Source organism: Paracoccus pacificus, assembly GCF_042680785.1.
In the GTDB taxonomy this organism is placed as follows: Bacteria; Pseudomonadota; Alphaproteobacteria; order Rhodobacterales; family Rhodobacteraceae; genus Paracoccus; species Paracoccus pacificus.
On the sequence record NZ_JBHUEN010000019.1, the window covers coordinates 38191 to 61250 of the forward strand.

27 protein-coding genes are annotated in these 23060 nt (G+C 65.7%); 18 read left to right on the forward strand and 9 right to left on the reverse strand.

What is annotated here, in order from left to right:
* Position 1 precedes the first annotated feature (1 nt).
* The 15 genes from glcF to ACFSCT_RS06995 all read left to right on the forward strand — a co-directional run bounded on the left by glcF (position 2) and on the right by ACFSCT_RS06995 (position 13401).
* Positions 2-1372, forward strand: a complete 1371-nt coding sequence (gene glcF, locus ACFSCT_RS06925) for a glycolate oxidase subunit GlcF (protein WP_379141314.1) — start codon at positions 2-4, stop codon at positions 1370-1372.
* A gap of 108 nt (positions 1373-1480) precedes the next feature.
* Positions 1481-1936, forward strand: a complete 456-nt coding sequence (locus tag ACFSCT_RS06930) for an Hsp20 family protein (protein ID WP_379141316.1) — start codon at positions 1481-1483, stop codon at positions 1934-1936.
* 183 nt (positions 1937-2119) lie between these two features.
* On the forward strand, positions 2120-3433 hold the full coding sequence (gene hisD / locus ACFSCT_RS06935) for a histidinol dehydrogenase (RefSeq protein WP_379141318.1): 1314 nt from the start codon (positions 2120-2122) through the stop codon (positions 3431-3433).
* Between the two features lie 26 nt (positions 3434-3459).
* A complete protein-coding gene (locus ACFSCT_RS06940; protein ID WP_379141320.1) occupies positions 3460-3939 on the forward strand; it encodes a UPF0262 family protein in 480 nt (159 codons plus the stop codon).
* Between the two features lie 3 nt (positions 3940-3942).
* Positions 3943-4404, forward strand: a complete 462-nt coding sequence (locus tag ACFSCT_RS06945) for an arsenate-mycothiol transferase ArsC (protein ID WP_379141322.1) — start codon at positions 3943-3945, stop codon at positions 4402-4404.
* A 95-nt stretch (positions 4405-4499) separates the two neighbouring features.
* Positions 4500-6200: a methyl-accepting chemotaxis protein gene (locus ACFSCT_RS06950; protein WP_379141324.1), complete on the forward strand. Its 1701-nt coding sequence runs from the start codon at positions 4500-4502 to the stop codon at positions 6198-6200.
* A 944-nt stretch (positions 6201-7144) separates the two neighbouring features.
* Complete coding sequence (yajC, locus tag ACFSCT_RS06955; RefSeq protein ID WP_379141326.1) at positions 7145-7474, forward strand: preprotein translocase subunit YajC; 330 nt, start codon at positions 7145-7147, stop codon at positions 7472-7474.
* Positions 7475-7568: 94 nt separating this feature from the next.
* The gene (secD, locus tag ACFSCT_RS06960; protein WP_379141328.1) at positions 7569-9239 is read left to right on the forward strand and encodes a protein translocase subunit SecD; all 1671 of its coding nucleotides are present in this window, start codon (positions 7569-7571) and stop codon (positions 9237-9239) included.
* Between the two features lies 1 nt (position 9240).
* Positions 9241-10242, forward strand: coding sequence for a protein translocase subunit SecF (gene secF, locus ACFSCT_RS06965; protein ID WP_379141330.1), 1002 nt, complete (start codon positions 9241-9243; stop codon positions 10240-10242).
* Positions 10242-10604 carry an Mth938-like domain-containing protein gene (locus tag ACFSCT_RS06970; protein WP_379141332.1) on the forward strand — a complete coding sequence of 121 codons (363 nt, stop codon included), beginning with the start codon at positions 10242-10244 and terminating at the stop codon, positions 10602-10604. Before secF ends, ACFSCT_RS06970 begins: the two co-directional genes overlap by 1 nt.
* Positions 10601-11227 (forward strand): heme ABC exporter ATP-binding protein CcmA, encoded by a 627-nt coding sequence (ccmA, locus tag ACFSCT_RS06975; RefSeq protein WP_379141333.1) that lies wholly within the window; start codon positions 10601-10603, stop codon positions 11225-11227. The genes ACFSCT_RS06970 and ccmA overlap by 4 nt, the downstream gene beginning before the upstream one ends.
* A 28-nt stretch (positions 11228-11255) precedes the next feature.
* Positions 11256-11912: a heme exporter protein CcmB gene (ccmB, locus tag ACFSCT_RS06980; RefSeq protein WP_379141335.1), complete on the forward strand. Its 657-nt coding sequence runs from the start codon at positions 11256-11258 to the stop codon at positions 11910-11912.
* 52 nt (positions 11913-11964) lie between these two features.
* Positions 11965-12690 carry a heme ABC transporter permease gene (locus tag ACFSCT_RS06985; protein ID WP_379141337.1) on the forward strand — a complete coding sequence of 242 codons (726 nt, stop codon included), beginning with the start codon at positions 11965-11967 and terminating at the stop codon, positions 12688-12690.
* Positions 12690-12851, forward strand: coding sequence for a heme exporter protein CcmD (ccmD, locus tag ACFSCT_RS06990; RefSeq protein WP_379141339.1), 162 nt, complete (start codon positions 12690-12692; stop codon positions 12849-12851). Before ACFSCT_RS06985 ends, ccmD begins: the two co-directional genes overlap by 1 nt.
* Positions 12844-13401, forward strand: a complete 558-nt coding sequence (locus ACFSCT_RS06995; protein WP_379141341.1) for a DsbE family thiol:disulfide interchange protein — start codon at positions 12844-12846, stop codon at positions 13399-13401. The genes ccmD and ACFSCT_RS06995 overlap by 8 nt, the downstream gene beginning before the upstream one ends.
* Before the next feature lie 52 nt (positions 13402-13453).
* Here the strand turns inward: ACFSCT_RS06995 and ACFSCT_RS07000 are convergent, their stop codons facing one another.
* The gene (locus ACFSCT_RS07000; protein WP_379141343.1) at positions 13454-14680 is read right to left on the reverse strand and encodes an MFS transporter; all 1227 of its coding nucleotides are present in this window, start codon (positions 14678-14680) and stop codon (positions 13454-13456) included.
* 97 nt (positions 14681-14777) lie between these two features.
* On the opposite strand from ACFSCT_RS07000, the gene ACFSCT_RS07005 reads away from it, so the two are divergent.
* On the forward strand, positions 14778-15401 hold the full coding sequence (locus ACFSCT_RS07005) for a DNA-3-methyladenine glycosylase family protein (protein ID WP_379141417.1): 624 nt from the start codon (positions 14778-14780) through the stop codon (positions 15399-15401).
* On the forward strand, positions 15398-16069 hold the full coding sequence (locus ACFSCT_RS07010) for an alpha/beta hydrolase (protein WP_379141345.1): 672 nt from the start codon (positions 15398-15400) through the stop codon (positions 16067-16069). The genes ACFSCT_RS07005 and ACFSCT_RS07010 overlap by 4 nt, the downstream gene beginning before the upstream one ends.
* A gap of 241 nt (positions 16070-16310) precedes the next feature.
* Here ACFSCT_RS07010 and ACFSCT_RS07015 read toward each other — a convergent pair whose 3' ends face one another.
* Entirely contained in the window at positions 16311-16733 is a 423-nt protein-coding gene (locus ACFSCT_RS07015) for a VOC family protein (protein WP_379141346.1), read from the reverse strand.
* A gap of 197 nt (positions 16734-16930) precedes the next feature.
* Between ACFSCT_RS07015 and ACFSCT_RS07020 the strand changes: the two genes are divergently transcribed.
* Complete coding sequence (locus ACFSCT_RS07020) at positions 16931-17536, forward strand: HNH endonuclease (RefSeq protein WP_379141348.1); 606 nt, start codon at positions 16931-16933, stop codon at positions 17534-17536.
* A gap of 418 nt (positions 17537-17954) precedes the next feature.
* Here the strand turns inward: ACFSCT_RS07020 and ACFSCT_RS07025 are convergent, their stop codons facing one another.
* From ACFSCT_RS07025 to ACFSCT_RS07055, 7 genes are read right to left on the reverse strand one after another with little or no spacing between them, the layout of a single operon-like run.
* Complete coding sequence (locus ACFSCT_RS07025; protein WP_379141350.1) at positions 17955-18323, reverse strand: hypothetical protein; 369 nt, start codon at positions 18321-18323, stop codon at positions 17955-17957.
* An 8-nt stretch (positions 18324-18331) separates the two neighbouring features.
* Complete coding sequence (locus ACFSCT_RS07030; protein ID WP_379141352.1) at positions 18332-18718, reverse strand: response regulator; 387 nt, start codon at positions 18716-18718, stop codon at positions 18332-18334.
* Positions 18719-18731: 13 nt separating this feature from the next.
* Positions 18732-19559, reverse strand: a complete 828-nt coding sequence (locus ACFSCT_RS07035; protein WP_379141354.1) for a CheR family methyltransferase — start codon at positions 19557-19559, stop codon at positions 18732-18734.
* On the reverse strand, positions 19556-20023 hold the full coding sequence (locus ACFSCT_RS07040) for a chemotaxis protein CheW (RefSeq protein ID WP_379141357.1): 468 nt from the start codon (positions 20021-20023) through the stop codon (positions 19556-19558). The genes ACFSCT_RS07035 and ACFSCT_RS07040 overlap by 4 nt, the downstream gene beginning before the upstream one ends.
* Positions 20024-20027: 4 nt before the next feature.
* Complete coding sequence (locus tag ACFSCT_RS07045; protein WP_379141360.1) at positions 20028-22289, reverse strand: chemotaxis protein CheA; 2262 nt, start codon at positions 22287-22289, stop codon at positions 20028-20030.
* A gap of 11 nt (positions 22290-22300) precedes the next feature.
* On the reverse strand, positions 22301-22672 hold the full coding sequence (locus tag ACFSCT_RS07050) for a response regulator (RefSeq protein ID WP_379141362.1): 372 nt from the start codon (positions 22670-22672) through the stop codon (positions 22301-22303).
* Positions 22669-22980, reverse strand: a complete 312-nt coding sequence (locus ACFSCT_RS07055) for an STAS domain-containing protein (RefSeq protein WP_379141364.1) — start codon at positions 22978-22980, stop codon at positions 22669-22671. The genes ACFSCT_RS07050 and ACFSCT_RS07055 overlap by 4 nt, the downstream gene beginning before the upstream one ends.
* Positions 22981-23060: the final 80 nt, after the last annotated feature.

Here is a 23060-nt window from a genome sequence, read left to right on the forward strand (position 1 = left end):
GATGCAGACCAATTTCACCCCCGAACAGCTTGCCGACCCGGAAACCGCGCGCTCGAACAAGGTTCTGCGGGCCTGCGTTCATTGCGGGTTCTGCACCGCGACCTGCCCGACCTTTCAGGTGCTCGGCGACGAGTTGGACAGCCCGCGCGGGCGCATCTATCTGATCAAGGACATGCTGGAATCGGGCCGTCCCGCCGATCCGGGCACGGTGAAGCATATCGACCGCTGCCTGTCCTGTCTGGCCTGCATGACGACCTGCCCCTCGGGGGTGAATTACATGCATCTGGTCGACCACGCCCGCGCCTATATTCAACGCACCTATCGCCGGCCGTGGCGTGACCGGATGCTGCGGCGGATGCTGGCCGCGATCCTGCCCTATCCGCGGCGCTTCCGGCTGGCGCTGATGGGGGCGAAACTGGCCCGCCCGTTCCGGCGGCTGATGCCCGACGCGCGGCTGCGCGCCATGCTGGACATGGCGCCGGCAAGCCTGCCGCCGGTCAGCCGGAACGACCGGCCGCAGACCTTCCCGGCCGAGGGCGAAAAACGGGCGCGGGTGGCGCTGCTGATCGGTTGCGCGCAGCGCGCGCTTGATACCGACATCAACGACGCGACCATCCGCCTGCTGACGCGGACCGGCTGCGAGGTGGTCATCCCCCCCGATCCCGGCTGTTGCGGCGCGCTGACCCACCATATGGGCATGTCGGAACCGGCCCATGCGCAAGCAGCCGCCACGATCCGCAGCTTTCTTGCCGCCGATGCCGAGGCGCCGCTGGATGCAATCATCATCAACGCCTCGGGCTGCGGCACCACGGTCAAGGATTACGGCACCATGTTCGCCGGCCGCCCCGAGGAGGCCGAGGCCAGAAAGGTCGCGGGTCTGGCCCGGGACGTCACCGAATTCCTCGACCGGCTTGGCCTGCCCGCCGTTACGGGTGCCGCGACGGGTAATGGCGCGGGCCTGCGCGTCGCCTATCACTCGGCCTGTTCGTTGCAGCACGGCCAGCGGGTGCTGACGCCGCCGAAATCGCTGCTGAAAGCCGCCGGGTTCAGCGTGGTCGAACCCGAAAACCCGCATATCTGCTGTGGCTCGGCCGGGACCTATAACCTGATGCAGCCCGAGATTTCGGCCGAGTTGCGCCGTCGCAAGGTCGCGACACTCGAGGCCACCGCCCCGCAGGTCATCGCCGCCGGCAATATCGGCTGCATGATGCAGATCGGCGGCGGCACCGGCGTGCCGGTGGTGCATACGGTTCAGCTTCTGGACTGGGCCACGGGGGGGCCGTGTCCCGCCGCGTTGAAAGGCGCGCTGAAAGACGCCGATCCGGCCCGGCGCGCCGGCGCGGGGGCGGCGGGCGATCTTGAAACCGTCTGAAATCCTTCCCAGATGTTCGGTGCCGGGGCGCCGCAAGGGTCCCGGCGACTGAACCGCCCGCCCGGCCGCCGGGGGGCAGATTGACATCGCTTTTCGAAGGATGAGAAAATGCGCAATATCGACATGACGCCCCTTTACCGGGCGACCGTTGGCTTTGACCGTATCGCCGACATGATGGACCGGGCTTTGTCCGCCGATGGCTCTCAGCCCACCTATCCCCCCTATAACATCGAGAAAACCGGCGAGAATGCCTATCGCATCTCAATCGCCGTGGCGGGTTTCGCGCCTGACGATCTGTCGGTCGAGGTCAAGGAAGGCGCGGTCGTGATCGCGGCCAAGAAAGCCGCCGAGACCGAGAACCGCGCCTATCTGCATCGCGGCATCGCTACCCGCGCGTTCGAGCGCAAGTTCACCCTTGCCGATCACGTCCGGGTGGAAGGCGCGAGCCATGTGGATGGCATGCTGCACATCGACCTGGTGCGCGAGATCCCCGAGGCGCTGAAACCGCGCCGGATCGCCATCGAAAACACCGCGCCCAAAGCCGTGGAAAAGCTGGACGCCTGATCGGCTTTTCACATGCCCGGCCGCTTGGTCGGCGCAGTCTGGCGCGCATTGCCTTGCCGATGCGCGCCTTTCCCATGCGTAAAGCCCATATTTCTTATGCGTAAAGCCTCGGACTCGCGGCGCTTGAGCCTTGAGCAGCCCCCGCGCAGCCGCTAAGACCTTGCGGGAAGAAGGAGGGCGCCCATGGCCATCAGACTGACCAGTTCCGCCCCGGATTTCGAGGAAAACCTCGCTGGCCTGCTGTCGGCCAAGCGCGAAGACGCAGCCGACGTGAACGATGTCGTGGCGGCGATTATCGCCGATGTCCGCAAGCGCGGCGACGCGGCGCTGATCGAGCTGACCGCGCGGTTCGACCGCCAGCGGCTTCAACCGGCAACGCTGGCCATTCCGGCCGATGAAATCGCCGCAGAGATCGCCCGCGTCGATCCGGCCGACAAGGCCGCCTTGCAACGCGCCGCCGACCGCATCCGCGCCTATCACGCCCGCCAGATGCCCACCGATCAAAGCTGGACCGACCCCGAGGGCGCGACCCTTGGCTGGCGCTGGACCCCGGTCGATGCGGCCGGCCTTTACGTGCCCGGGGGGCAGGCGAGCTATCCCTCGTCGGTGCTGATGAACGCGATCCCGGCGCGGGTCGCGGGGGTGGGACGGCTGGTGGTCTGCGTGCCGACCCCCGACGGGGTGATCAATCCGCTGGTGCTGGCGGCCTGCGATCTGGCCGGCGTGGACGAGGTGTACCGTATCGGCGGCGCGCAGGCGATCGCGGCGCTGGCCTATGGCACCGACACGATCCGCCCGGTCGACAAGATCACCGGCCCGGGAAACGCCTATGTCGCGGCCGCCAAGCGGCAGGTCTTTGGCCGGGTCGGCATCGATTCCATCGCCGGCCCCTCGGAAGTGCTGATCATCGCGGACGCTGGCCAGAACCCCGAATGGCTGGCGCTGGACCTGATGGCGCAGGCCGAGCATGACGCCGACGCCCAGTCGATCCTGCTGACCGACGACCCGGCGCTGGCCGATGCGGTGGCGGCGGCGGTCGATGCGCTTCTGGCCCGCCTGCCCCGGCGCGAGATCGCCGGCGCCAGCTGGCGCGATCACGGCGCGATCATCGTCACCCGCGACCTGTCCGAAGCCGCCGCGATCTCGAACCGTTTCGCGCCCGAGCATCTGGAGCTTTGCGTGGCCGACCCCGAGACGCTGGCCACCGAATGCCGGCATGCCGGCGCGATCTTTCTTGGCGCATGGACGCCGGAAGCCGCCGGCGATTACGTCAGCGGCCCGAACCATGTCCTGCCGACCTCACGCTCGGCCCGGCATGCGTCCGGTCTGGCGGTCACCGATTTCCTCAAGCGGACCACGGTCGCGCGGCTGTCGCCGGACGCGCTGGCCGCGATCGGCCCGGCCGCCGTGCGGCTTGCCGCGGCCGAGGGGCTGTCGGCGCATGGCATGTCCATTCAATCAAGACTTGACGCGCAGAACCGTACCAGCCTTGAATAGCCCTTTTGCGCCCGGAACCACCCAGAATGAGCCGCATAAGCCGTATTGAGATTGATGACAGCGCGCTGCCTCCGCCGACCCCGGAGATGGAGCAGGAACGTCGCGTGGCGATTTTCGATCTGCTGGAGGATAACGCCTTCACCGTGCCCGCCCGCGACGGGCAGCCGGTGCCGCCGGGACCGTTCGTGCTGACGCTTGCGATGCGCGAGGGCCGGCTGGTGTTCGACGTGATGACCGAAGCGAAATCGAAAGTGGCCGAATTCCATCTGGCGATGGGGCCGTTCCGGCAGGTGGTCAAGGATTATTTCCAGATCTGCGAAAGCTATTTCGAGGCGGTGAAACGTCTGCCACCCGGCCAGATCGAGGCGATCGACATGGCCCGGCGCGGTATTCACAACGAAGGTGCGCGTACGCTGCAGGAACGGCTGGAAGGCAAGGCGGATCTGGATATCGACACGGCGCGGCGTCTTTTCACGCTGATCTGCGCCCTGGTACCGCAGGGCTGATCCATGGCGAAAGGCCTTCCGGGATCGGTGCTTTTCTGCTGTGACCATAACGCCATCCGCTCGCCCATGGCGGAGGGGATGATGAAGAAATTCTACGGTCAGGGCACCTACGTGCAATCCGCCGGCGTTTTCAACGATATGGAGATCGACGGCTTTACGGTCGCCGTCTGCAAGGAAATCGGGGTCGAGCTTTCGCGCCATCGCGCCCGCAGTTTCGACGAAATGCAGGAATGGGGCGACGACCTGTCGGGCTTTGATCTGGTCGTGGCGCTGTCCCCGGCCAGCCAGCGCCGGGCGCTGGATCTGACCCGAATCTATCACCTCGAAGTCGAATATTGGCCGATCATGGACCCCACGGGCCTTGCCGAGGGGCGCGAGCCGATCCTGAACGCCTATCGCGCCACCCGCGACCAGATCCGCGACAGCATGCTGGCCCGCTTTGGCGAGCCGATCTGTAATGCATAGGTTTTTACGCATTATCCGCCCGGCGCCTGGCGCGTTTTAACCGGGGATTAAGCGGTCCGGCCTAATCTCGCCCCTGACTGTGAACGGGGGCATCAATGTCGCAAGAAGAAATCATCCATCTTGAACCGGCTCAGGCCATGGCCGCGCTGGATCAGGTGCAGTGCATCCTGACCTGTGATCCCGCCGGGCGCATCCTGCGGATCAACGACATCGGTCTGAAGATCACCGGATATCAACGCGACCAGCTCCTGGGCCAGCCGCTGACCGACCTGCTGGCCTTATCGGACGCGAAGGGCGGGGAGCTTGTCGGGTTCTGGACCGACCTGCGGCAGGGGCGGGGGCAATGCGGCGAATACCGCGGGACCGGGCGCGACGGTCAGCGCATCTATCTTAACGCGAGCTTTGTTCCCCTGCGCGACGATGCCGGCCAGATCGCGCATATCACCTGTTTCGCCGTGGATGTGACCGGGGCCAAGACCGCCGCGCTTGCCGCGACCCGGCAGATCGACGCCTTGCAGCGGGCGCAGGCGTTCATCGAATTCACCCCGGCGGGGGAGATCGTCACCGCCAACGCCAATTTTCTAAAGGTCATGGGCTATACGCTTGAGGAAATTCAGGGCCGCCACCACCGCATGTTCTGCGATCCCGACCATGCCCGCAGCCCTGAATATGAACTGCTGTGGGACGATCTCAGCAACGGACGCTTTCGGATCGGCGAATTCAGACGGGTCTGCAAGGGTAACCGCCCGGTCTGGATCGTCGCCAGCTACAACCCGATTCTCGACAACGCCGGCAAGGTCCAGAAGATCGTGAAATACGCCAGCGACGTGACCGAGGCGAAACTGGCGATCGAGGAACTGGTCAGCGGGCTGGAACGCATGTCCCACGGCGACCTGACCATCCGGCTGTCGGAAAAGGTCGCGGGCGATTTCGCCGGGGTGCGCGACAGCTTCAATTTCTCGATGGAAAGCTTCACCGCGATGGTGAACGACATCCGCCGCCGCGCTGATGAGATGAACGGCGAGGCCGGCGAAATCTCTCGCGGCGCGGTCGATCTCGCCCGGCGTGGCGAAAGCCAGGCCGCGTCGCTGGAACAGACGGCGGCGGCGGTCGAACAGATTTCCGGCAATGTCAGCATGACCAGCCAGGCGGCGTGCGAGGCCGACCAGCTTGCCCGGGGCGCGCAGGACAGCGTGCTGAAAGGCGCCGAAATCGTCGCGCAGGCGATGGCCGCGATGGAGCGGATCGACCAGCACACCCGCCATATGGCGAAATTCACCCGCGTCATCGACACATTCGCGTTCCAGACCAATCTGCTGTCGATCAATGCGGCGGTCGAGGCCGCGCGGGCGGGCGAGGTCGGCCGCGGCTTCGCCGTCGTCGCGAACGAGGTGCGCAACCTCGCCCAGCAATCGGCGAAGGCATCGCAGAACATCGCCGAACTGATCTCGAAAAGCGAGACCGAGGTGAAAACCGGCGTCGATCTGGTGCGCGCGGCCGGCACCTCGCTTGATGCCATTCGCGGCTCGATGTCGGACATGGTGCAGAATATCGCCGGTATCGCCCATGCCACCACCGAGCAGGCGACCGGGGTCCGCGAGGTGTCCGAGGCGCTCTCGCAGCTTGATAACGTCAATCAGGCCAACCTGTCCCTGTCCGATCGCTATGCCAACGCGGCCACATCGCTCGGCACCCAGATCGAAGAGCTGACGCAGGTCCTGTCGGCGTTTCAGACCGGCCAGAAGGCGGCGGCGGTCCGGTCCATTCTGGGCCGCCCGGGTCACCGAGCCGCGTGACGGCATTTGCCGGCCGGCGCGCTCATGCGAGCGCGTTCCGGCCCGCGCTTCCCTGCCTGCACTTCCCCGCCTGCACGTCCCGGTCGGCGCTTCCCGGCCTGCGCGTTTTGGCCGGGGTGTGTTCGGGCCGGCGGGTTCCGGACTGCGCGTCCCAGCGGGCGCCTTTCGGCCGGGGTGTGTTCGGGGCGGCGCATTCCGGCCCGCATGCGTTCCGGGCGGCCAGGTTGCTGGCCGCATAGGGGCGTGAACGGACCCGTTGTGGGCATGCCGATGGGCGAAACCGGATGCCGCCCCGACGGCCCGAGCCGCCGGAACGCCGCACGCGGGCCGATACCGGGTCCCAAAACCGCCGCTCCCGCTATCCGGCGCGCTACGGGGAGGCCTTCGTCGCCGGTGCTTGATCCGACCGAACAGTATCCGGGGCAGGGCGGTGTTTGGCATCTGCGCCGTTCACGTCGCAAAATCTGGGCCTCAAAGCACGGGCCATAACGGTCCCGACCACAAATCCGGGCGACGAAATATGGGCAACAAAATACGGGCCATAAAATATCGGCCAAGACCACCCGGGCTACAAAAATCCGCGCCGCAGAATCCGCGCCGCAAAATTCAGACCACAAGAATCGCGCGGGCCGACGGGGCGGCGCGGCCGTTGGCGCGGACCGCCGTCGGGCTACCGGGGCATGTCCGCGACACCCTCACCGGTATCGCGACCGTGATGTGACTGCGCTCTGCGACGCTTCACCCCCGAAACCATCCGGGTCCCGAAACTACCCGGATCCCGAAACCATGCGGGGCGCTTTGGGCCGGCTTTTCGCCCTTACCGACGTCACGCGATTGCCGCCCGGCTTTCCTTGCGTTCCGTCACCTGAACGGATAGGTTCTGCGCCAATTCGCGCGGGGGCGTCTTTCCCCGTATCCGTCAGAGGTCTTGGCAAGGAATCTAGATGTTCGTTTCTCCCGCTTACGCTCAAGCCGCGGCTCCGGCCGGCGGCGCCCAGATGCTGGCGCAATTCGCCCCGCTGATCCTGATCTTCGTGATCATGTATTTTCTGATGATCCGCCCGCAGCAAAAGCGGGTGCGCGAACATCGCAACATGGTCGAGGCGCTGCGTCGCGGCGATACCGTCGTCACTCAGGGCGGCATCATCGGCAAGGTGTCCAAGGTCCGCGACGATGGCGAGCTGGAGGTCGAGATCGCCGACGGAATCAAGGTCCGCATCGTGCGTTCCACGGTGTCGCAGGTGATCAGCAAGGCGGATGCCCCGGCGGCCTGATTCCGTCCTGATCTTCCCCGGCCGGCGCGGTTCGCGCCGGCATTCCTCGTCCGACCGGGCATTGGCCCCGATTCTGATCTGAAAGCGCTGAAACATGCTCAAAACTTCGTTATGGAAACGCATCCTGATCATCGGGATATGCGTTCTGGGCATTGTTGGGGCGATGCCCAACCTGTTCTACAAACGGGTCGAGGCGCATAACGACGCGATCGCCCGGGTCGAAAAGACCGGGGTCACCGATGCCGCGACCCAGCAGGCGATCGACGGCTGGCCGAACTGGCTGCCCTCGCAACTTGTGAACCTTGGCCTTGACCTGCGCGGCGGGGTTCAGCTTCTGGCGAGCGTTCAGGTCGAGGATGTCTATAAGGCGCGCATCGACGCGCTGTGGCCCGACCTGCGCCGCGCGCTCAGCGATGCGCGGGCCGATGTCGGCGGAATCCGCCGCGTGCCCGCCCCCGACGGAGAGCTGCGCATCGAGATCGGCAATCCCGACGGGATCGCCAAGGCGGTCGAGATCGCCCGCGGCTTCGCGACACCGGTCACCACGCTGACCGGCGCGGGCGAATCCGATCTGAACATCCGCGGGCAGGGCAACACGCTGACCATCACCCTCAGCGACGCTGAAAAGGCCGCCACGGACGAGCGCACCATGCAGCAGGCGCTGGAAATCATCCGCAACCGCGTGGATGAGGTCGGCACCCGCGAACCGACGATCATCCGCGAGGGTGAAAACCGTATCCTGATTCAGGTGCCGGGTCTCGGCTCGGCGGAAGAGCTGAAACAACTGATCGGCACCACCGCGAAACTGACCTTCAACCCGGTCGTGGGCCGTGGCACCGATCCGAATGCCAACCCGGGCGCGGGCAATATGGTGCTGCCATCCGCCGACGAGCGCGAGAAGGGCATCTACTACACGCTCGAATCCGCCCCCGTCGTGACCGGCGAGGATCTGGTCGACGCGCGCCCGGCCTTTGATCAGGACGGCAAGCCGGCGGTGGAGTTCCGCTTCAACGCCTCGGCCGCCAAGCGTTTCGGCGCGTTCACCGCGGCCAATATCAACCAGCCCTTCGCCATCGTTCTGGATGATCAGGTCATCTCGGCGCCGGTCATCCGCTCGGCCATTCCGGGCGGCACCGGACAGATTTCGGGCGGCATGAATGTCGAGCAATCGACGCTGCTGGCGGTTCAGTTGCGCGCCGGCGCCCTGCCGGCCGGGCTGAGCTTTCTTCAGGAACGCACAGTCGGGCCGGAACTCGGTCAGGACAGCATCGACGCCGGGCGCGTCGCCGCGATGGTCGGCTATGGCGCGGTCGTGCTGCTGATGATCGCGACCTATGGGCTGTTCGGGGTCTTCGCCTCGATCGCGCTTGTGGTGAACATCATCCTCATTTTCGCCATCCTGTCGGTGATCGGGGCCACGCTGACGCTGCCCGGTATCGCCGGGATCGTCCTGACCATGGGCATGGCGGTCGACGCCAACGTGCTGATATTCGAGCGTATACGCGAGGAATTGCGCACCAGCCGCGGTCCGGCCAAGGCCATCGAGCTGGGCTATGCGCGCGCATTCTCGGCGATTTTCGACAGTAACATTACCACGCTGATGATCGCGGGCATCCTGTTCTATCTGGGTTCGGGCCCGGTCAAGGGCTTTGCCGTGACGCTGGCCATCGGCATCATCACATCGCTTTTCACGGCAATCTATGTCACTCGCCTGATCATGGCCACATGGTTCGACTGGCGCCGTCCCCGCACGATTGAGGTCTGACATGGCATTCCGTCTGAAACTTGTCCCCGACCACACCAACATCGACTTTTTCCGCTGGCAGTTCCTGACCTTCGGGCTGTCGACGGTTGCGGCGATCGCTTCGGTCATCCTTGTCCTGACGATGGGGATGAACTTTGGCATCGACTTCAAGGGCGGCACGACGATCCGGGCCGAAACCACGCAACCGCTTGATATCGGGGCCTATCGTTCGGCGCTGACGCCGTTGAACCTGCCTGATCTGACCATCACTCAGGTCTATGATCCGACCTTCCGCGCCGATCAGCACGTTGCCCAGATCCGCATCGGGGTCGAGCCGGATCAGGAGACCGTGTCGCCCGAGACGGTGGCCCAGGTCGAGGCGGCGGTGAAGGCGGTCGATCCGGCGGTCACCTTCGGCGCCAGTGAATCGGTCGGCCCGAAAGTCTCGGGCGAGCTGATCACCTCGGCGGTTCAGGCGGTGCTCGCGGCATTGGTCGCGATCGCGATCTATATCTGGCTGCGGTTTGAATGGCAGTTTGCGATCGGGGCGGCGGTGTCGCTGGTCCATGACGTGCTGATCACGCTGGGTGTCTTTGCCCTGTTTCAGTTGAAGTTCGACCTGACCACGGTCGCCGCGATCCTGACCATCGTCGGTTATTCGATCAACGACACTGTGGTCGTCTTTGACCGGCTTCGCGAAAACCTGATCAAATACAAGACCATGCCGCTCAGGGACGTGATGAACCTGTCGGTCAACGAGACGCTGTCGCGGACCGTGATGACCTCGGGCACGACCTTGATCGCGCTTTTGGCGCTGTTGATCTTCGGCGGCGACGTGATCCGCGGCTTTGTCTTTGCGATCACCTTCGGCATCGTGATCGGCACCTATTCCTCGGTCTATGTGGCCAAGAACGTGGTGCTTTGGCTTGGCGTCAAGCGTGACTGGTCCAAGCCCGACCCCAAGGATCCCGGCAAGAAGGTCGACGAAAAGCGCGGCGATACGCCGTTTGCGGATCTGCCCTGATGGCGATGGAGCCCACCGATTTCGGGGGGCTCGTGCCCATCGACGGCTACGGCCCGGGGTTTTTCCGCGTGCGCGGTCAGGTGCATCGCGGCCCGCTCTTGATGACGCCGTGGAGCGTCGAGGGCTGGGCGGGGTTTGAGGATACGGCGCCGTTGCTGGCTTTGGCGGGCCGCGTGGACGTGTTGTTTCTGGGCATGGGTTCGGAAATCGCGCCGATGCCGGCCCCGCTGCGGCAGGCGCTGCAAACCGCCGGATTGATGGCCGATGCCATGGCCACGCCGACCGCCGCGCGCACCTATAACGTGCTGTTGTCCGAGGGCCGGCGCGTCGCCGCCGCCCTGTTGCCCGTCCCGGCGGAATGAGCCCGGCGCTGGCCCTTGAGGATCTGGCGGTCGAACGCGGCGGGCGGCGTCTGCTCCACGGGCTGAACCTTACCCTGATGCCGGGGCAGGCGGCGGTTCTGACCGGGCCGAACGGGGCCGGGAAAACCTCGCTTTTGCGCACCATCGCGGGATTGCAGCGCCCGGCCGCCGGCCGGGTCCGCTGCCAGCCGGACGCGATCGCCTATGCCGGCCACGCCGACGGGGTGAAATCCGCGCTGACGGTCAGCGAAAACCTGCGGTTCTGGGCGGCGGTGTTCGGCGGCGACCAGATCGCGCCGGCGCTGGCCGCAATGGATCTGAGCGCGCTCGGCGATCGTCTGGCCGGCCGGTTGTCGGCGGGGCAAAGGCGCCGGCTGGGGCTGGCGCGGCTGGCGGTGACCGGTCGCCCGGTCTGGGTTCTGGATGAGCCCACCGTCTCGCTTGACAGCCGGTCGGCCGATCTGTTCCGGGCGATGCTGGCGGCGCATCTGGCCGGCGGCGGCGCGGCCATCATCGCCACCCATCTGGATCTGGGGATCGAGGCCCTGCGGTTGGAGTTGTCCGAATTCGCCGCACCCCGCGATGCCGCGCCGCTGTCGGGTTTCGACGCGGCTTTCGCGTGAACCACGGACCGCGCGCGGAGGAGGGGCGATGCTGGCGCTGCTGATCAGGGAGTTGCGGTTGAGCTTTCGGGCCGGGGGCGGCTTCGGGCTGGGTGTCGGATTTTTCCTGATCCTGTGCACGCTGGTGCCGTTCGGCGTCGGCAGCGACCCGGCGCTGCTTGCCCCGATCGCGCCCGGTATCCTGTGGGTCGGCGCGCTTCTGGCCTGTCTTTTGTCGCTGGACCGGATCTTCGCGCTGGATGCCGAGGACGGCTCGCTTGATCTGCTGGCGACGGCGCCGCTGCCGCTGGAGGGCGTGGTGGCCGCCAAGGCTGTCGCGCATTGGATGACGACGGGTCTGCCGCTGGTCGTGGCCGCGCCGGTTCTGGGCCTGCTCTTGCATCTGCCCGGCGCCGCATGGGCATGGCTGGTCCTGTCCCTGCTGATCGGGACGCCGGCCCTGTCGATGCTGGGGGCGTTCGGCGCGGCGCTGACGGTGGGGGTGCGCCGCGGCGGGCTGTTGCTCTCGCTTCTGGTGCTGCCGCTTTATGTGCCCAGCCTGATTTTCGGGGCCGAGGTGGTCCATCGCGGCGCCGCCGGCGCCGGGGTCGCGACACCGCTTGCGCTTCTGGGCGCGATCACCCTTGGCACGCTGGCCCTGATACCTTTTGCCGCAGCCGCCGCTTTACGCATCAACCTGCGGTGAACGGCCCGGTGCGGGGACTTGAGCGGCGACGCCCATCACGATAGCAGGAACCATGTCGATCTGGGAATATGCCAATCCGCTGAAATTCATGCGCACGACGGGCGTCATCCTGCCCTACGTGGCGGCTGCGGCGGTGGCGTTTTGCGCCGTCGGCCTGATCTGGGGGTTTTTCCTGACCCCGGATGACCAGCGGATGCAATCCTCGGTCAAGATCCTGTTCCTGCATGTGCCCGCCGCGCTGATGGCGATCAACTGCTGGCTGATGATGCTGGTCGCTTCGCTGATCTGGATCATCCGCAGGCATCATGTCAGCGCGTTGCTGGCGCGCGCGGCGGCTCCGGTCGGCGCGGTGATGACGGTGATCGCGCTGATCACCGGCGCGATCTGGGGGCAACCGATGTGGGGTACGTGGTGGGCGTGGGATCCGCGGCTGACCTCGTTTCTGGTCCTGTTCCTGTTCTATCTTGGCTATATCGCGCTGTGGCAGGCGATCGAGGACCCGGACAGCGCCGCAGATCTGACCGGCGTGCTGTGCCTCGTCGGCTCGGTCTTTGCGGTCCTGTCGCGCTATGCGGCGATTTTCTGGTCGCAGGGGCTGCATCAGGGCGCGTCGCTGTCGGTCACGCCGGGGGAACGCATGTCCTGGGTGTTTCGATATCCGCTTTATGTCTGCATGGCCGGGTTCGTGCTCTTGTTCCTGACCCTTGTGCTGATCCGCACCAGAACCGAGATCCGCGCCCGCCGCATCGCCGTTCTGGACGCCAGAGAGGGGGGCTGATGCCCGAGCTTGGCAAATACGTGATCCCGGTTCTGGGCGCCTATGGCGTGTCGCTTGGGCTTCTGGCGCTGCTGATCTGGCAGACGCTGGCCCGCAACGCCCGGCTGCGGCGCGAATTGCAGCGGCGCGAGATTACGCGGAAGGAAGGGCAGAATGGCTAGGATTTCACCTTTGATCGCATTGCCGCCGCTGGCATTCGCGGGGCTTGCGGCCGTGTTCCTGTGGGGGCTGGACCGCAGTGATCCGACGCAGATCCCCTCGGCGCTGATCGGACGCGAGGCCCCGGCCGTTCCGACCGAGACGCTGCCCGGAAAGACCCTGCTGACGCCTGAGGCGCTGCGCACCGGCAAGGTCACGGTGGTGAATTTCTGGGCAAGCTGGTGCCCGCCATGTCGGGCCGAGCATCCGACGCTGACCAATCTGGCCGCACAGGGCATCCCGGTCGCGGGGGTGAATTTCAAGGACAACGCCACGGACGCGCAGAAATACCTGAAGGACGAGGGCGATCCGTATTTTGCCCTTGGCTACGATCCGCGTGGCCGCAGCGCGCTTGACTGGGGGGTCAGTGCCCCGCCCGAGACCTTCATTCTGGATGGTCAGGGCCGGGTATTGTACCGCTTTGCCGGCCCGTTGGTGGGCGACGATCTTCGCCAGCGTTTCCTGCCGGAACTGGAAAAGGCGCAGCGCGAGAACGGTCAGAGCGGGTCCTGATCAGGCGCCGGGATCAGCGACCGAGATCAGGCGCCGGGGTCAGGCGCTGGTATCAGACACCGGGGCGCTTGCGCGGCAGGCTCATCACGATCAGGGCGGCAAGCGCGACCAGGATCAGCGGGAATACCGCCATGTTCACCGCGCTCCACCCCGATTGGGCGCTGGCCCCGGAATGGCAGTTCATCAGCCAGCCCGAGGAGAGCGAGGCCAGAAACACGCCCGAGAACACCACCATATCGTTGATGCCCTGAACCCGGGCGCGATCCTCGGGCGGGGTCGAGCTGGTCAGAAGCGCGGTGGCGCCGATGAAGCCAAAGTTCCAGCCCATGCCCAGCATGATCAGCGTGCCGTAGAACTGACCAAGGTTCACCCCGGTCAGGCCGATGACGCCGGCGGTAGCCAACAGCACCAGCCCGACGGCGATGATCCGGCGCACGCCGAAGCGGCTGATCAGGGCGCCGGCGAAGAAGCTCGGCACATACATCGCCAGCACATGGGCCGAGACCACGCCCGCCGCATCGCCGGTGGTAAACCCGCAGCCCACGATGGCCAGCGGCGTCGAGGTCATCACCAGGTTCATCAGCGCATAGCTGATCGTGCCGCAGATCACCGCGAGCGCGATCGACCGCTGGCCCAGCAGTTTCATGATCGGGGTCCGCGCGCCGTCGCTGTGGGCGCGCACCGGCAGGCGGGGAATATCCAGCCACATATAGACCAGCGGCCCCAGCAGATTCATGATCGCGACGGCGGCATAGGTGGCCAGAAACGGGATCGCCATCGCCTCGGCCGTCACCCGGACCAGCGCCTGCCCGATCAGCGCCGCCGCCAGACCGCCGGCCAGAACATAGGATATTGCGCGCGGCCGGAACGCCTCGGGCGCGGTGTCGGTCGCGGCGAAACGCAGATAACCCTGCGAGGCCATGTAGACGCCGGTGAACAGGCTGCCCAGAACCAGAACGGGAAAGGAGTGAATCCAGATCGCAAAGCAGGCGATGATCGCGCCAAGCGCACCGGCGAGGTTGCCAAGGATGAACCCGGCGCGCCGCCCGTGACGCCCCATGAAGGCCGAAAGCGGCCGGGTGGTCAGGGCGTTGCCAAGGATGATCATCGACAGCGGCAGGGTGGCGAGGCAGGGATCGGGTGAAATCATCTGCCCGGTCAGGCCGCCGACGATGAAGATCATCGGCATCTGCGCGCCCAGAACCGCCTGCGCCACCGTCAGCACCGCCACGTTGCGCCAGGCGCGCCGCATCGGCTGTGAAGAGGTCGCATGTTGCATGGTTCGGGTTTCCTTTGCCTTGCGGTTGGTTAACCTTGCGCCGTGCAAATGGAAAGGGCGACGATTGGCGGGGGACAGCGTGTCGCAGGGCCGGAACATGCGGATCATCTCGGGGCCCGAGGATCTGGCCGAGGGCGCGCGCTGGCTGATGGAACGCGATCCGGTCTGGGCGCGCGTGCTGCCCACGCTGGGACCGCTGCCGTTGCGGCGCCGGGATGACGGGTTTGGGGCGCTGCTTGAAACCATCGTCGGTCAGCAGATCTCGACCCATGCGGCCGGCGCGATCCTGGGGCGGATGACGGCTGCGGGACTGACCGCGCCCGACGCGATCATCGCGGCGGATGACGCTTTGCTGCGGGCGGCGGGGTTGTCGGCGGCGAAAATCCGGTATCTGCGCGGGATCGCAGCGGCGCCCGTCGACTGGCAGGGGTTGCGCGACTTGTCCGACGATGCGGTGATCGCGGCGCTTGTCGCTTTGCCGGGCGTGGGGCAATGGACGGCCGAGATCTATCTGAAATTCGCGCTTGGCCGGGCCGACGCCTTCGCCGCCGGTGATCTGGCGCTGGCCGAGGCCGCGCGGCTGATCTTTGAGCTGCCGGCACGCCCCGGACCGGTCGCGCTGCGCGCCCTCGCCGAGCCCTGGCGCCCATGGAGATCGGTTGCGGCGCGGGCGCTGTGGGCCTATTACCGCATGGCCAAGGGGCGCGAGGGGGTTTCATGACGCGGCAACTGCAATCAGGACGGAAGGGCCCCGAAAAGCCGGGCTCGGTGGTGGTTTTCCTACATGGCTACGGTGCCGATGGCGCCGATTTGCTGGGGCTGGCCGATGCGCTTCTGCCCCATATGCCCGATACGGCGTTCTATGCGCCCGACGCGCCCGATCCCAGCGTCGCCAACCCGGCCGGGCGGCAATGGTTTCCGATCCCGTGGATCGACGGCTCAACCGAGGCGCAGGCGCAACAGGCGCAGGCGGCTTCGGTCCGCGATCTGAACGGCTTTCTGGACAAGGTCCTTGCCGATGAGGGGCTGACGCCCGACCGGATGGCGCTGGTCGGGTTTTCGCAGGGCACGATGATGGCGCTGCATGTCGCGCCGCGCCGTGACCAGCCCGTCGCCGGCATCGTCGGTTTTTCCGGCCGGCTTCTGATGCCCGAACTGCTGGCCGCCGAGGCCAGGGTCAAGCCGCCGGTGCTGCTGATTCATGGCGATCAGGATCCGGTCGTGCCGTTCGAGGATATGCAGCTTGCCGGGAATGCCCTGATCGCGGCGGGCTTCGACGTCTACGGCCATGTCATGAAGGGGACCGCCCACGGTATCGCGCCCGACGGGCTGTCGGTGGCATTGGCGTTTCTTCGCGAAGAACTGGGCTATGCGAACGCGGGGGATTGAAACCCCGGACAGGGCGATTACGTTGAGGTTGTGAGGACGAGTTAAGGGGACCCAGTCATGAGCATGATTCTTGCAGCCGCCATCGCACTTTCGGGCAGTGCCGCCGTGGTTCTGGCTTCGGCCCGGCTTCAGTCCGCCTATGCGAAGGCCCAAAAAGGCCGCCGGCGTTAAGGCACCGTCGTTAAGCGAGCGGCGCGCCGTTCCCGCCCGTTGGATCCCGTCCGTCAGACAGTTCCGCCGGTCAGGACCACAGCGCGGCCTCGGCGATTTCGATCGAATTTCCGGCGGGATCACGAAAATAGATTGATCGCGCGCCATTGGGCCAGATGATATCGGCCTCGATCTCAACCGCATTTTCGGTCAGATACGCGCGCCAGCCGTCAATATCGGCGCGCGCGGCCGACATGCAGAAATGACCGGGGCCGCGCGCACCATGCGCGGGCACGGGCAACGCGCTGTCGGGCGTGGGCGGCTGTTCCGTCACGGCCGGGTTGAAGATCAGCAGGACCTGGGCACCGCAGCGAAAAAACACATGCCGTCCGTCGACCCGCGCGATCATTCTGAGCCCGATGGTCTCGCCCCAGAATTTTTCGGCCGCGGCAAGGTCGGCGGCGTATAATGCGGTTTCCAGCGTGCCGATTATGGGTGGGGGTTCGGTGGCCATGGGTCGATTTTCGCAAAGCCTTCCGATCCTGTCCAGAGTTCACCCTATCGTCGCGTTGCTGTCACGCCTGCGACACAATAGATTGGCAAGTCTACGGGCAATACATGCAGGGGCTTGCCAGAAACCGACCGCGATATATAGTTTGTCGAAAGGGTCCTTTGGCAAGGCCCGCGAGGGATGGACGATCAGGATAGATGATGCTGGATCACGCTGCCAATCACGCCGAAGATTTCCGGACGCAATTCGTGCGAGAGCCCTCGGCTTTGCGGCATTTTCCGGCGCTTGTCCTGAACGCCGATTTCAGGCCGCTTTCCTATTACCCGCTGTCGCTTTGGCCCTGGCAAGAGGCGATCAAGGCGGTGTTTCTGGATCGGGTCAACATCATCGCCGAATACGATGAAATCGTTCGAAGTCAGCGCGAGGCGATACGCATACCCTCGGTCGTCGTTCTGAAAGATTACGTAAAACCCCAGAAGCGCGTGGCATTCACGCGCTTCAATCTTTTCCTGCGGGATGAATTCTGCTGCCAATATTGCGGCGCAAAGGGCGACCTGACCTTTGATCACGTGGTGCCGCGCTCGCGCGGGGGGGTGACCAGTTGGGAAAACGTCGTTGCCGCCTGTTCGCCCTGCAACCTGCGCAAGGCGAATAAATCGCTCAAGGCCTCGGGGATGACATTGCGGCGCCCGGCGCACCGCCCCTCGGCCGAGGAAATGCACGCGGCCGGCCGACGCTTTCCGCCGAACCATCTGCATCAAAGCTGGATCGACTATCTGTATTGGGACGCCGAGCTGGAAAGCTGACGGCGGAACGTCGCCGCTGGGCCGGGGCTGGAACCGGTGATCGGCGGATATTTCGCGCCATGATCGGGGTTCGGTTGTGGCTGCGGTGGGGGCCGAACCATCGGGGCTTCCACGGCGCCGTTTTCATGGAACCGACTTCCTAGTGCCCGACGTCCAAGGGTTCGACTTCCCGGTGCCTGATTTCCAAGCGCCCGAACTTCCAAGCGCCCGAATTTCCAAGGGCGCGACATCCCGGGCCGATGCATCGGGGCGGACCGTCGCGGTCACGGCTGAACTGGTTCGCAGCATTCCTTGGGTTATGCCCCGGTCCGTACGCTCGGCGGCTTGGGAAAGCCGAAGCTTCGCCGGAAACGGATATGGAAAACCGGGCCGGATAGTTGGCGGCCGCGCCGCCAAGCCGGACCTGAAAAGCGGCGCCTTAGAAAAAGGTCACGTCGTGGAACATCGTGGCGCGCTCGGCGGCGGTATTACGCCCGGCGGGCGCGGCGCCCGACAGCCGGTCAAAAACGCTGCGCAGCCGGATCGCCCGGCGCAGCGCCTCGGCCGGAATTGCGGTGCCATCGGTCTTGACGGTCGCGACGACATCCAGCGCCGCCGCCAGATCGGTCAGGATCTGCGTGACCTGATCGAGCCGTTGCAGATTGACGATGCCGTCATCCCCGATCGTCGCGGGTTGGTCGGCGATCACCATATCGACCTGCAACGCGGCGCAATCATCGGCCGCGTCGCGGATTTCACGCGCCATACGGGCGAAAAATGCGGATTCTTCCATATTATCGTTCGTCATATCAATCCCTAGAACCGACCGACCACCGCTTCGAGACATGCTTTCAAATCCTGTGGTGTGAATGGCTTCCTGATGAAATTGTTCAGCCCAAGTTGACGCCCTGTGTCAATAATTTCTTGGTCGGCGCGGCCGGTAATCAGAATAAAGCCGACGGCTTTGGTTTTCGGGTTACCGCGGACCGCGCGTAAAAGCTGCAACCCGTCCATTTCCGGCATATTGTAGTCCGACAGGATCAGATGCACCGGCCGCTTGTCCATCGCTAAGATCGACTCGGGTCCCGAAGCGGCGTGCTGGATGTTGGGGATGCCCATCGCCTCCAGCGCCTGCACGATCAGACCGCGGCTGGTCGACATGTCGTCCACCACCATGATCTGAATTTTGTCCTTGAGGCTCATTCAGCTGCTCCGGTCACGATCTTTGCCGATAGGTTGTGATGCCGGCGCAGTTGAACAGGTTCTGGGCCTCGGGCGCGATGCGTTCGGAATGGCCGATGAACAACCATCCGCCGGGCGACAGCGCCTGATGAAACCGGCGCCACAGTTCCGCCTGCGTCGCGGCGTCAAAATAAATGACCACGTTCCGGCAGAAAATGACGTCATAGCGGATGCCGGCGGGCCAGGCTGCGACCAGATTCATCCGATCGAACGAAACCATGCGGGCAAGCGGGCCTCGGACCTTGTAGCCCGTCGGGGTCTTGTGGAAATGCTCGAAAATCATTGCGCGCGGGATGTTTTCCATCTCGGCGGCCGAATATTCCGCCATGCGCGCGCGGTCCAGGATCGAATGGTCGATGTCGGTGCCGTGGATGTGGGTCGCCTCGGCCGTCCGCGCCCCTGCGGCATGGGCGATCATGGCGACGGAATAGGCTTCCTGCCCGCTGGAACATCCCGCCGACCAGATCCGTATCGGCTGGCCCGAGGGGCGGTTTGCAAGCTCGGGCAGGACCTGACGTTCAAGGGTTTCAAAATGGTGCCGCTCGCGAAAGAAATGGGTAACGTTCGTGGTCAGGGCCGAGATCATGAACGGCATCTCGGCCTCTCCCTCGGGGCCTTCGATCAGATCCAGATATCCCGTCAGATCGGCCGATCCGGTGGCGATGATGCGCTTGTTCAGCCGCGACAGTATCAGGCTGGATTTCGCGGGGCTGAGCGCGATGCCGGCGGCTTTCCGGATGATGCGCGCTGCGCGCTCGAACGGCGCGTTGTCCTGCCGCCGCCGGGACCGGACGATGCTCATGCTGCCTCATGCGCCCCAAAGGCGAAGATCGCGGAAAGGTCCAGCACGCGGATCAGCCTGTCCTCGACAAGGGTCAGCGCGTTGATGTACCCCCCCGATCCCGCGATGGCGGCGTCGGGGGGCGGTTGCAGCTCGGCCTTTGCGATCGCGAGGATGTCCGAGACCGCCTCGACCAGAAGCCCGGCGGTGTGGCCCCGCAACTGCACGACGATGACGACGTTGCGCGCATCGCCGCAGGCCGGCGCCATGCCCAGCCGCGCCGACAGGTCGATCACCGGCAGGACGGTGCCGCGCAGGTTGATGACACCCTTCACATAAGGCGGCGCGAAGGGCAGCGGCGTGGCCTTGGTCCAGCCGCGGATTTCGCGCACCTGCATGATATCGACGCAATATTCCTGTTCCGCGATCCTGAATGACAGAAGCTCGATTTCCGGGCCGTTGCGGTTGTCGGACGAAGTGATCATGGCGTTACCCTGCAAGTGCGATCTCGTTGTGCCGCGCGTTCGGAGCGGCGTTCCGGACCAGATCGGCGGGATCGAGGATCAACGCGACCTGACCGTCGCCCAGAATGGTGGCCGCCGCGACGCCGGGCATCGGGCCGAACCCGGGTCCAAGGCCTTTGATGACCACCTGCCGCTGATCCAGAATCGCGTCGACGATCAATGCCGCGCTAGTGCCGTCATCATCGGCGGTCAGAAGCACGATGCCCCGTTCGGGCATCTCGCCGCCGCCCTGAAAGCCCAGACGGGCGCCAAGATCGAACAGCGGCACGACCCGGTCACGGATGTGCAGGACCTGAAGATCCGGCCCGACGCGCTTGACGCTGGTGGGTTTCAGGATCGCCGTCTCGACAATCGCCGACAGCGGCACGACCAGCGTCTGGCCTGCCGCCTGCACCACCATTCCGTCCAGCACCGCCAGCGTCAGCGGCAGCGAGATCGAAAAGCGCGTGCCGATGCCCGGGGCCGAGTGGACCGAGATGCGGCCGCCAAGCGCGCCGATGGTGCTTTTGACCACATCGAGGCCGACGCCGCGACCCGACAGCGACGAAACCCGGCCGGCGGTCGAAAACCCGGGCATAAACAGAAACCCGTCGATCTCCGCATCGCCTGGCGCGGCATCCGCGGCGATCAGCCGGTTGGCGCGCGCGATCCGATGCACCTTGCCGCGATCAATGCCGGCGCCGTCATCCCCGACCTCGATCATCACCCGACCGGCGCGGTGAAAGGCCGAGAGCGTGATTTCCCCTTCGGAGGGTTTGCCGGCGGCGAGCCGCGATTGGGGCGTTTCAAGCCCGTGGTCGACGGCGTTGCGGATCAGATGGGTAAGCGGATCGGCCAGACGTTCGATCACGGTCTTGTCAAGCTCGGTCGCCTCGCCGGTGCAGCGCAGCCGGACCGTCTTGCCGACCGCCAGCGCCGCCTCGCGGGCGATGCGGGCCATGCGCTGGAACAGCGGTTTTATCGGCTGCGCCCGGATCAGCATGACGCTGTCCTGAATGTCGCGGGTGAGTGTCGTGAAAGCCTCCAGCCCGGCGTTCACATCGGGATGGGAATCCAAACCCGCCGCCTGCGCGCTTTGCGCCAGCATGGCCTGATTGATGACCAACTCACCGACGAGGTTCACCAGTCGGTCGATCTTTTCAAGGTCGACGCGGACGGTATCGACGCAGACGGCCGGCGTTTGTTCCGGCGCGGGTGGCATGCCGGGCCGCGGTAAGCCGGGCGCCCCCAGCGTCGGACCATGGACGAGGGGCGGGTGTGGATCATGCCGTGATGCAAACCCCGCTGCCGGGACCGGGGCCGCATCGCTGGTGGCAGCGGTCCTTTCGCTGGCCGGCATATCCGCCGGCATATCGGGCGCGGGCTGTCGTGCCGGTGTTTCGCGCAGAATCCGCAGATCGCACAGGTCCGCCACGAATGCGAAAACCGCGCGGATTTCCGCCTCGGTCACCCGGGCGGTCAGGCGGATCGTCCAGGACAGGCAGGGCGTCTCGACCGCCGCGTCGTCGATCGAAATCTCGGGCGGTGCATGAAGAACCACGGCAACCGCGCCAAGCGCCGCCAATGCCCGCAACTGGATCAGCGGCTCATTCGCCGAGGCGAACAGCCGGTGATGGGGCGTGTATTCGATCAGCCAGACCGGCGGTTCGCACCCCGCAGCCTGTGGCCCGGCGCCTTCCATCGCTTCCGGTTGCCCCATCGCTTCCGGTTTCCCCTGCGCGTCCGGGGTCGCGAAATCGAGATCGACGCTTACCGGCGCGAACACGATCTCCGGCTGTGCAGAGCCGTCCGTTGGCCCGCCGGCCAAGCCCTCAAGCAGCGACAGGACCGCCGCGCCGGCTTCGGGTGGCGGCAAGCCATCGCGCGCGGCGGCGACGTGATCCTGAAGGGCATCGCTGGCCCTGAACAGCAACCCGACGGTCTGCGGGGACGGCGCCAGACGGCCGGATCGCAATGCGTCCATGACCGACTCGAACCCATGCGCGAAGGCGGTCAGCGCCTGCAACCCGAAAGCGCCGGCGCCGCCCTTGATCGAGTGGATGGCCCGAAACGCCACATTGATGGTCTCGGCGTCGCCCGTCCGCGCCTCAAGGGTGGTCAGCGCGTCGTGCAGCGTCTCCAGCAGTTCCTCGCATTCGCCGAAGAATCCGGCGCGGATCTGGGCCATCGGATCTGGGGCCAGCGGATCGGGGGCCGTAGGATGGGGGGAGATCGGATCGGGGGACATCGGCGGCCTCCTCAGCCCGTGATCATGTAAAGCGACCGGATCAGCCCTTGCGGGTCGAACGGTTTGACGATCCAGCCGGTGGCGCCGGCATCGCGCGCGCGCATTTTCAGGTCATCGGCGCTTTCCGTCGTCAGGCACAGGATCGGCACGGCGCGGGTCCGGGCATTCCGGCGCACCGCCCGGATGAACCCGAAACCGTCCAGACGCGGCATGTTGATGTCCGAAATGATGGCGTCGGGCAGGGGGCTCATCGCGGCCAGGACCTCGAGCGCATGAACCCCGTCATTGGCCACGGTGACCGTCATGCCGGCCGCGCCCAAGGCCGTCCGCAGCATCTCGCGCATGGTGCGGCTGTCATCGACCGCAAGGATGTTCAGCGTCATGTCACGCCCCGGCATCCGGCGAAATGGGCGGTCGCGCCGAACCGTGCCAAGGCATCCTCGAACGCGGCGGATCGGGGTGCGATGGTCAGGACAAGCCCGCGCGCGGCAAAGGCCTGCGCCGCGCCAAGCAGGGTTTGCAGGCAGATCGCGCCCAGATGCTCGACCCCGGCGGCGTTCAGCGACAGATCATCGTCCATCGCCGCGCGGATCTGCGCGGCAAGCGGCCGGGCGGCCGGCAGATCGAGACGCGCGGGCAGGTGAAGGATATGCGTCATCCTGCCGGCGCGTCCCGTCGCGCCGCTTGCCATGCTGTTGTCATGTGCCGCCACCTTTCCGACCCGCAACCTGACCCTGTTTTAGCGCCCGACTGGTTAAGGTTCGGTTTATC

Bases quoted from the DNA above. Each gene is read 5' to 3' on its own strand.
- glcF (WP_379141314.1), top strand. From the start codon at position 2: ATGCAGACCAATTTCACCCCCGAACAGCTTGCCGACCCGGAAACCGCG.
- ACFSCT_RS06930 (WP_379141316.1), top strand. From the start codon at position 1,481: ATGCGCAATATCGACATGACGCCCCTTTACCGGGCGACCGTTGGCTTT.
- hisD (WP_379141318.1), top strand. From the start codon at position 2,120: ATGGCCATCAGACTGACCAGTTCCGCCCCGGATTTCGAGGAAAACCTC.
- ACFSCT_RS06940 (WP_379141320.1), top strand. From the start codon at position 3,460: ATGAGCCGCATAAGCCGTATTGAGATTGATGACAGCGCGCTGCCTCCG.
- ACFSCT_RS06945 (WP_379141322.1), top strand. From the start codon at position 3,943: ATGGCGAAAGGCCTTCCGGGATCGGTGCTTTTCTGCTGTGACCATAAC.
- ACFSCT_RS06950 (WP_379141324.1), top strand. From the start codon at position 4,500: ATGTCGCAAGAAGAAATCATCCATCTTGAACCGGCTCAGGCCATGGCC.
- yajC (WP_379141326.1), top strand. From the start codon at position 7,145: ATGTTCGTTTCTCCCGCTTACGCTCAAGCCGCGGCTCCGGCCGGCGGC.
- secD (WP_379141328.1), top strand. From the start codon at position 7,569: ATGCTCAAAACTTCGTTATGGAAACGCATCCTGATCATCGGGATATGC.
- secF (WP_379141330.1), top strand. From the start codon at position 9,241: ATGGCATTCCGTCTGAAACTTGTCCCCGACCACACCAACATCGACTTT.
- ACFSCT_RS06970 (WP_379141332.1), top strand. From the start codon at position 10,242: ATGGCGATGGAGCCCACCGATTTCGGGGGGCTCGTGCCCATCGACGGC.
- ccmA (WP_379141333.1), top strand. From the start codon at position 10,601: ATGAGCCCGGCGCTGGCCCTTGAGGATCTGGCGGTCGAACGCGGCGGG.
- ccmB (WP_379141335.1), top strand. From the start codon at position 11,256: ATGCTGGCGCTGCTGATCAGGGAGTTGCGGTTGAGCTTTCGGGCCGGG.
- ACFSCT_RS06985 (WP_379141337.1), top strand. From the start codon at position 11,965: ATGTCGATCTGGGAATATGCCAATCCGCTGAAATTCATGCGCACGACG.
- ccmD (WP_379141339.1), top strand. From the start codon at position 12,690: ATGCCCGAGCTTGGCAAATACGTGATCCCGGTTCTGGGCGCCTATGGC.
- ACFSCT_RS06995 (WP_379141341.1), top strand. From the start codon at position 12,844: ATGGCTAGGATTTCACCTTTGATCGCATTGCCGCCGCTGGCATTCGCG.
- ACFSCT_RS07000 (WP_379141343.1), bottom strand. From the start codon at position 14,680: ATGCAACATGCGACCTCTTCACAGCCGATGCGGCGCGCCTGGCGCAAC.
- ACFSCT_RS07005 (WP_379141417.1), top strand. From the start codon at position 14,778: ATGCGGATCATCTCGGGGCCCGAGGATCTGGCCGAGGGCGCGCGCTGG.
- ACFSCT_RS07010 (WP_379141345.1), top strand. From the start codon at position 15,398: ATGACGCGGCAACTGCAATCAGGACGGAAGGGCCCCGAAAAGCCGGGC.
- ACFSCT_RS07015 (WP_379141346.1), bottom strand. From the start codon at position 16,733: ATGGCCACCGAACCCCCACCCATAATCGGCACGCTGGAAACCGCATTA.
- ACFSCT_RS07020 (WP_379141348.1), top strand. From the start codon at position 16,931: ATGCTGGATCACGCTGCCAATCACGCCGAAGATTTCCGGACGCAATTC.
- ACFSCT_RS07025 (WP_379141350.1), bottom strand. From the start codon at position 18,323: ATGACGAACGATAATATGGAAGAATCCGCATTTTTCGCCCGTATGGCG.
- ACFSCT_RS07030 (WP_379141352.1), bottom strand. From the start codon at position 18,718: ATGAGCCTCAAGGACAAAATTCAGATCATGGTGGTGGACGACATGTCG.
- ACFSCT_RS07035 (WP_379141354.1), bottom strand. From the start codon at position 19,559: ATGAGCATCGTCCGGTCCCGGCGGCGGCAGGACAACGCGCCGTTCGAG.
- ACFSCT_RS07040 (WP_379141357.1), bottom strand. From the start codon at position 20,023: ATGATCACTTCGTCCGACAACCGCAACGGCCCGGAAATCGAGCTTCTG.
- ACFSCT_RS07045 (WP_379141360.1), bottom strand. From the start codon at position 22,289: ATGTCCCCCGATCCGATCTCCCCCCATCCTACGGCCCCCGATCCGCTG.
- ACFSCT_RS07050 (WP_379141362.1), bottom strand. From the start codon at position 22,672: ATGACGCTGAACATCCTTGCGGTCGATGACAGCCGCACCATGCGCGAG.
- ACFSCT_RS07055 (WP_379141364.1), bottom strand. From the start codon at position 22,980: ATGGCAAGCGGCGCGACGGGACGCGCCGGCAGGATGACGCATATCCTT.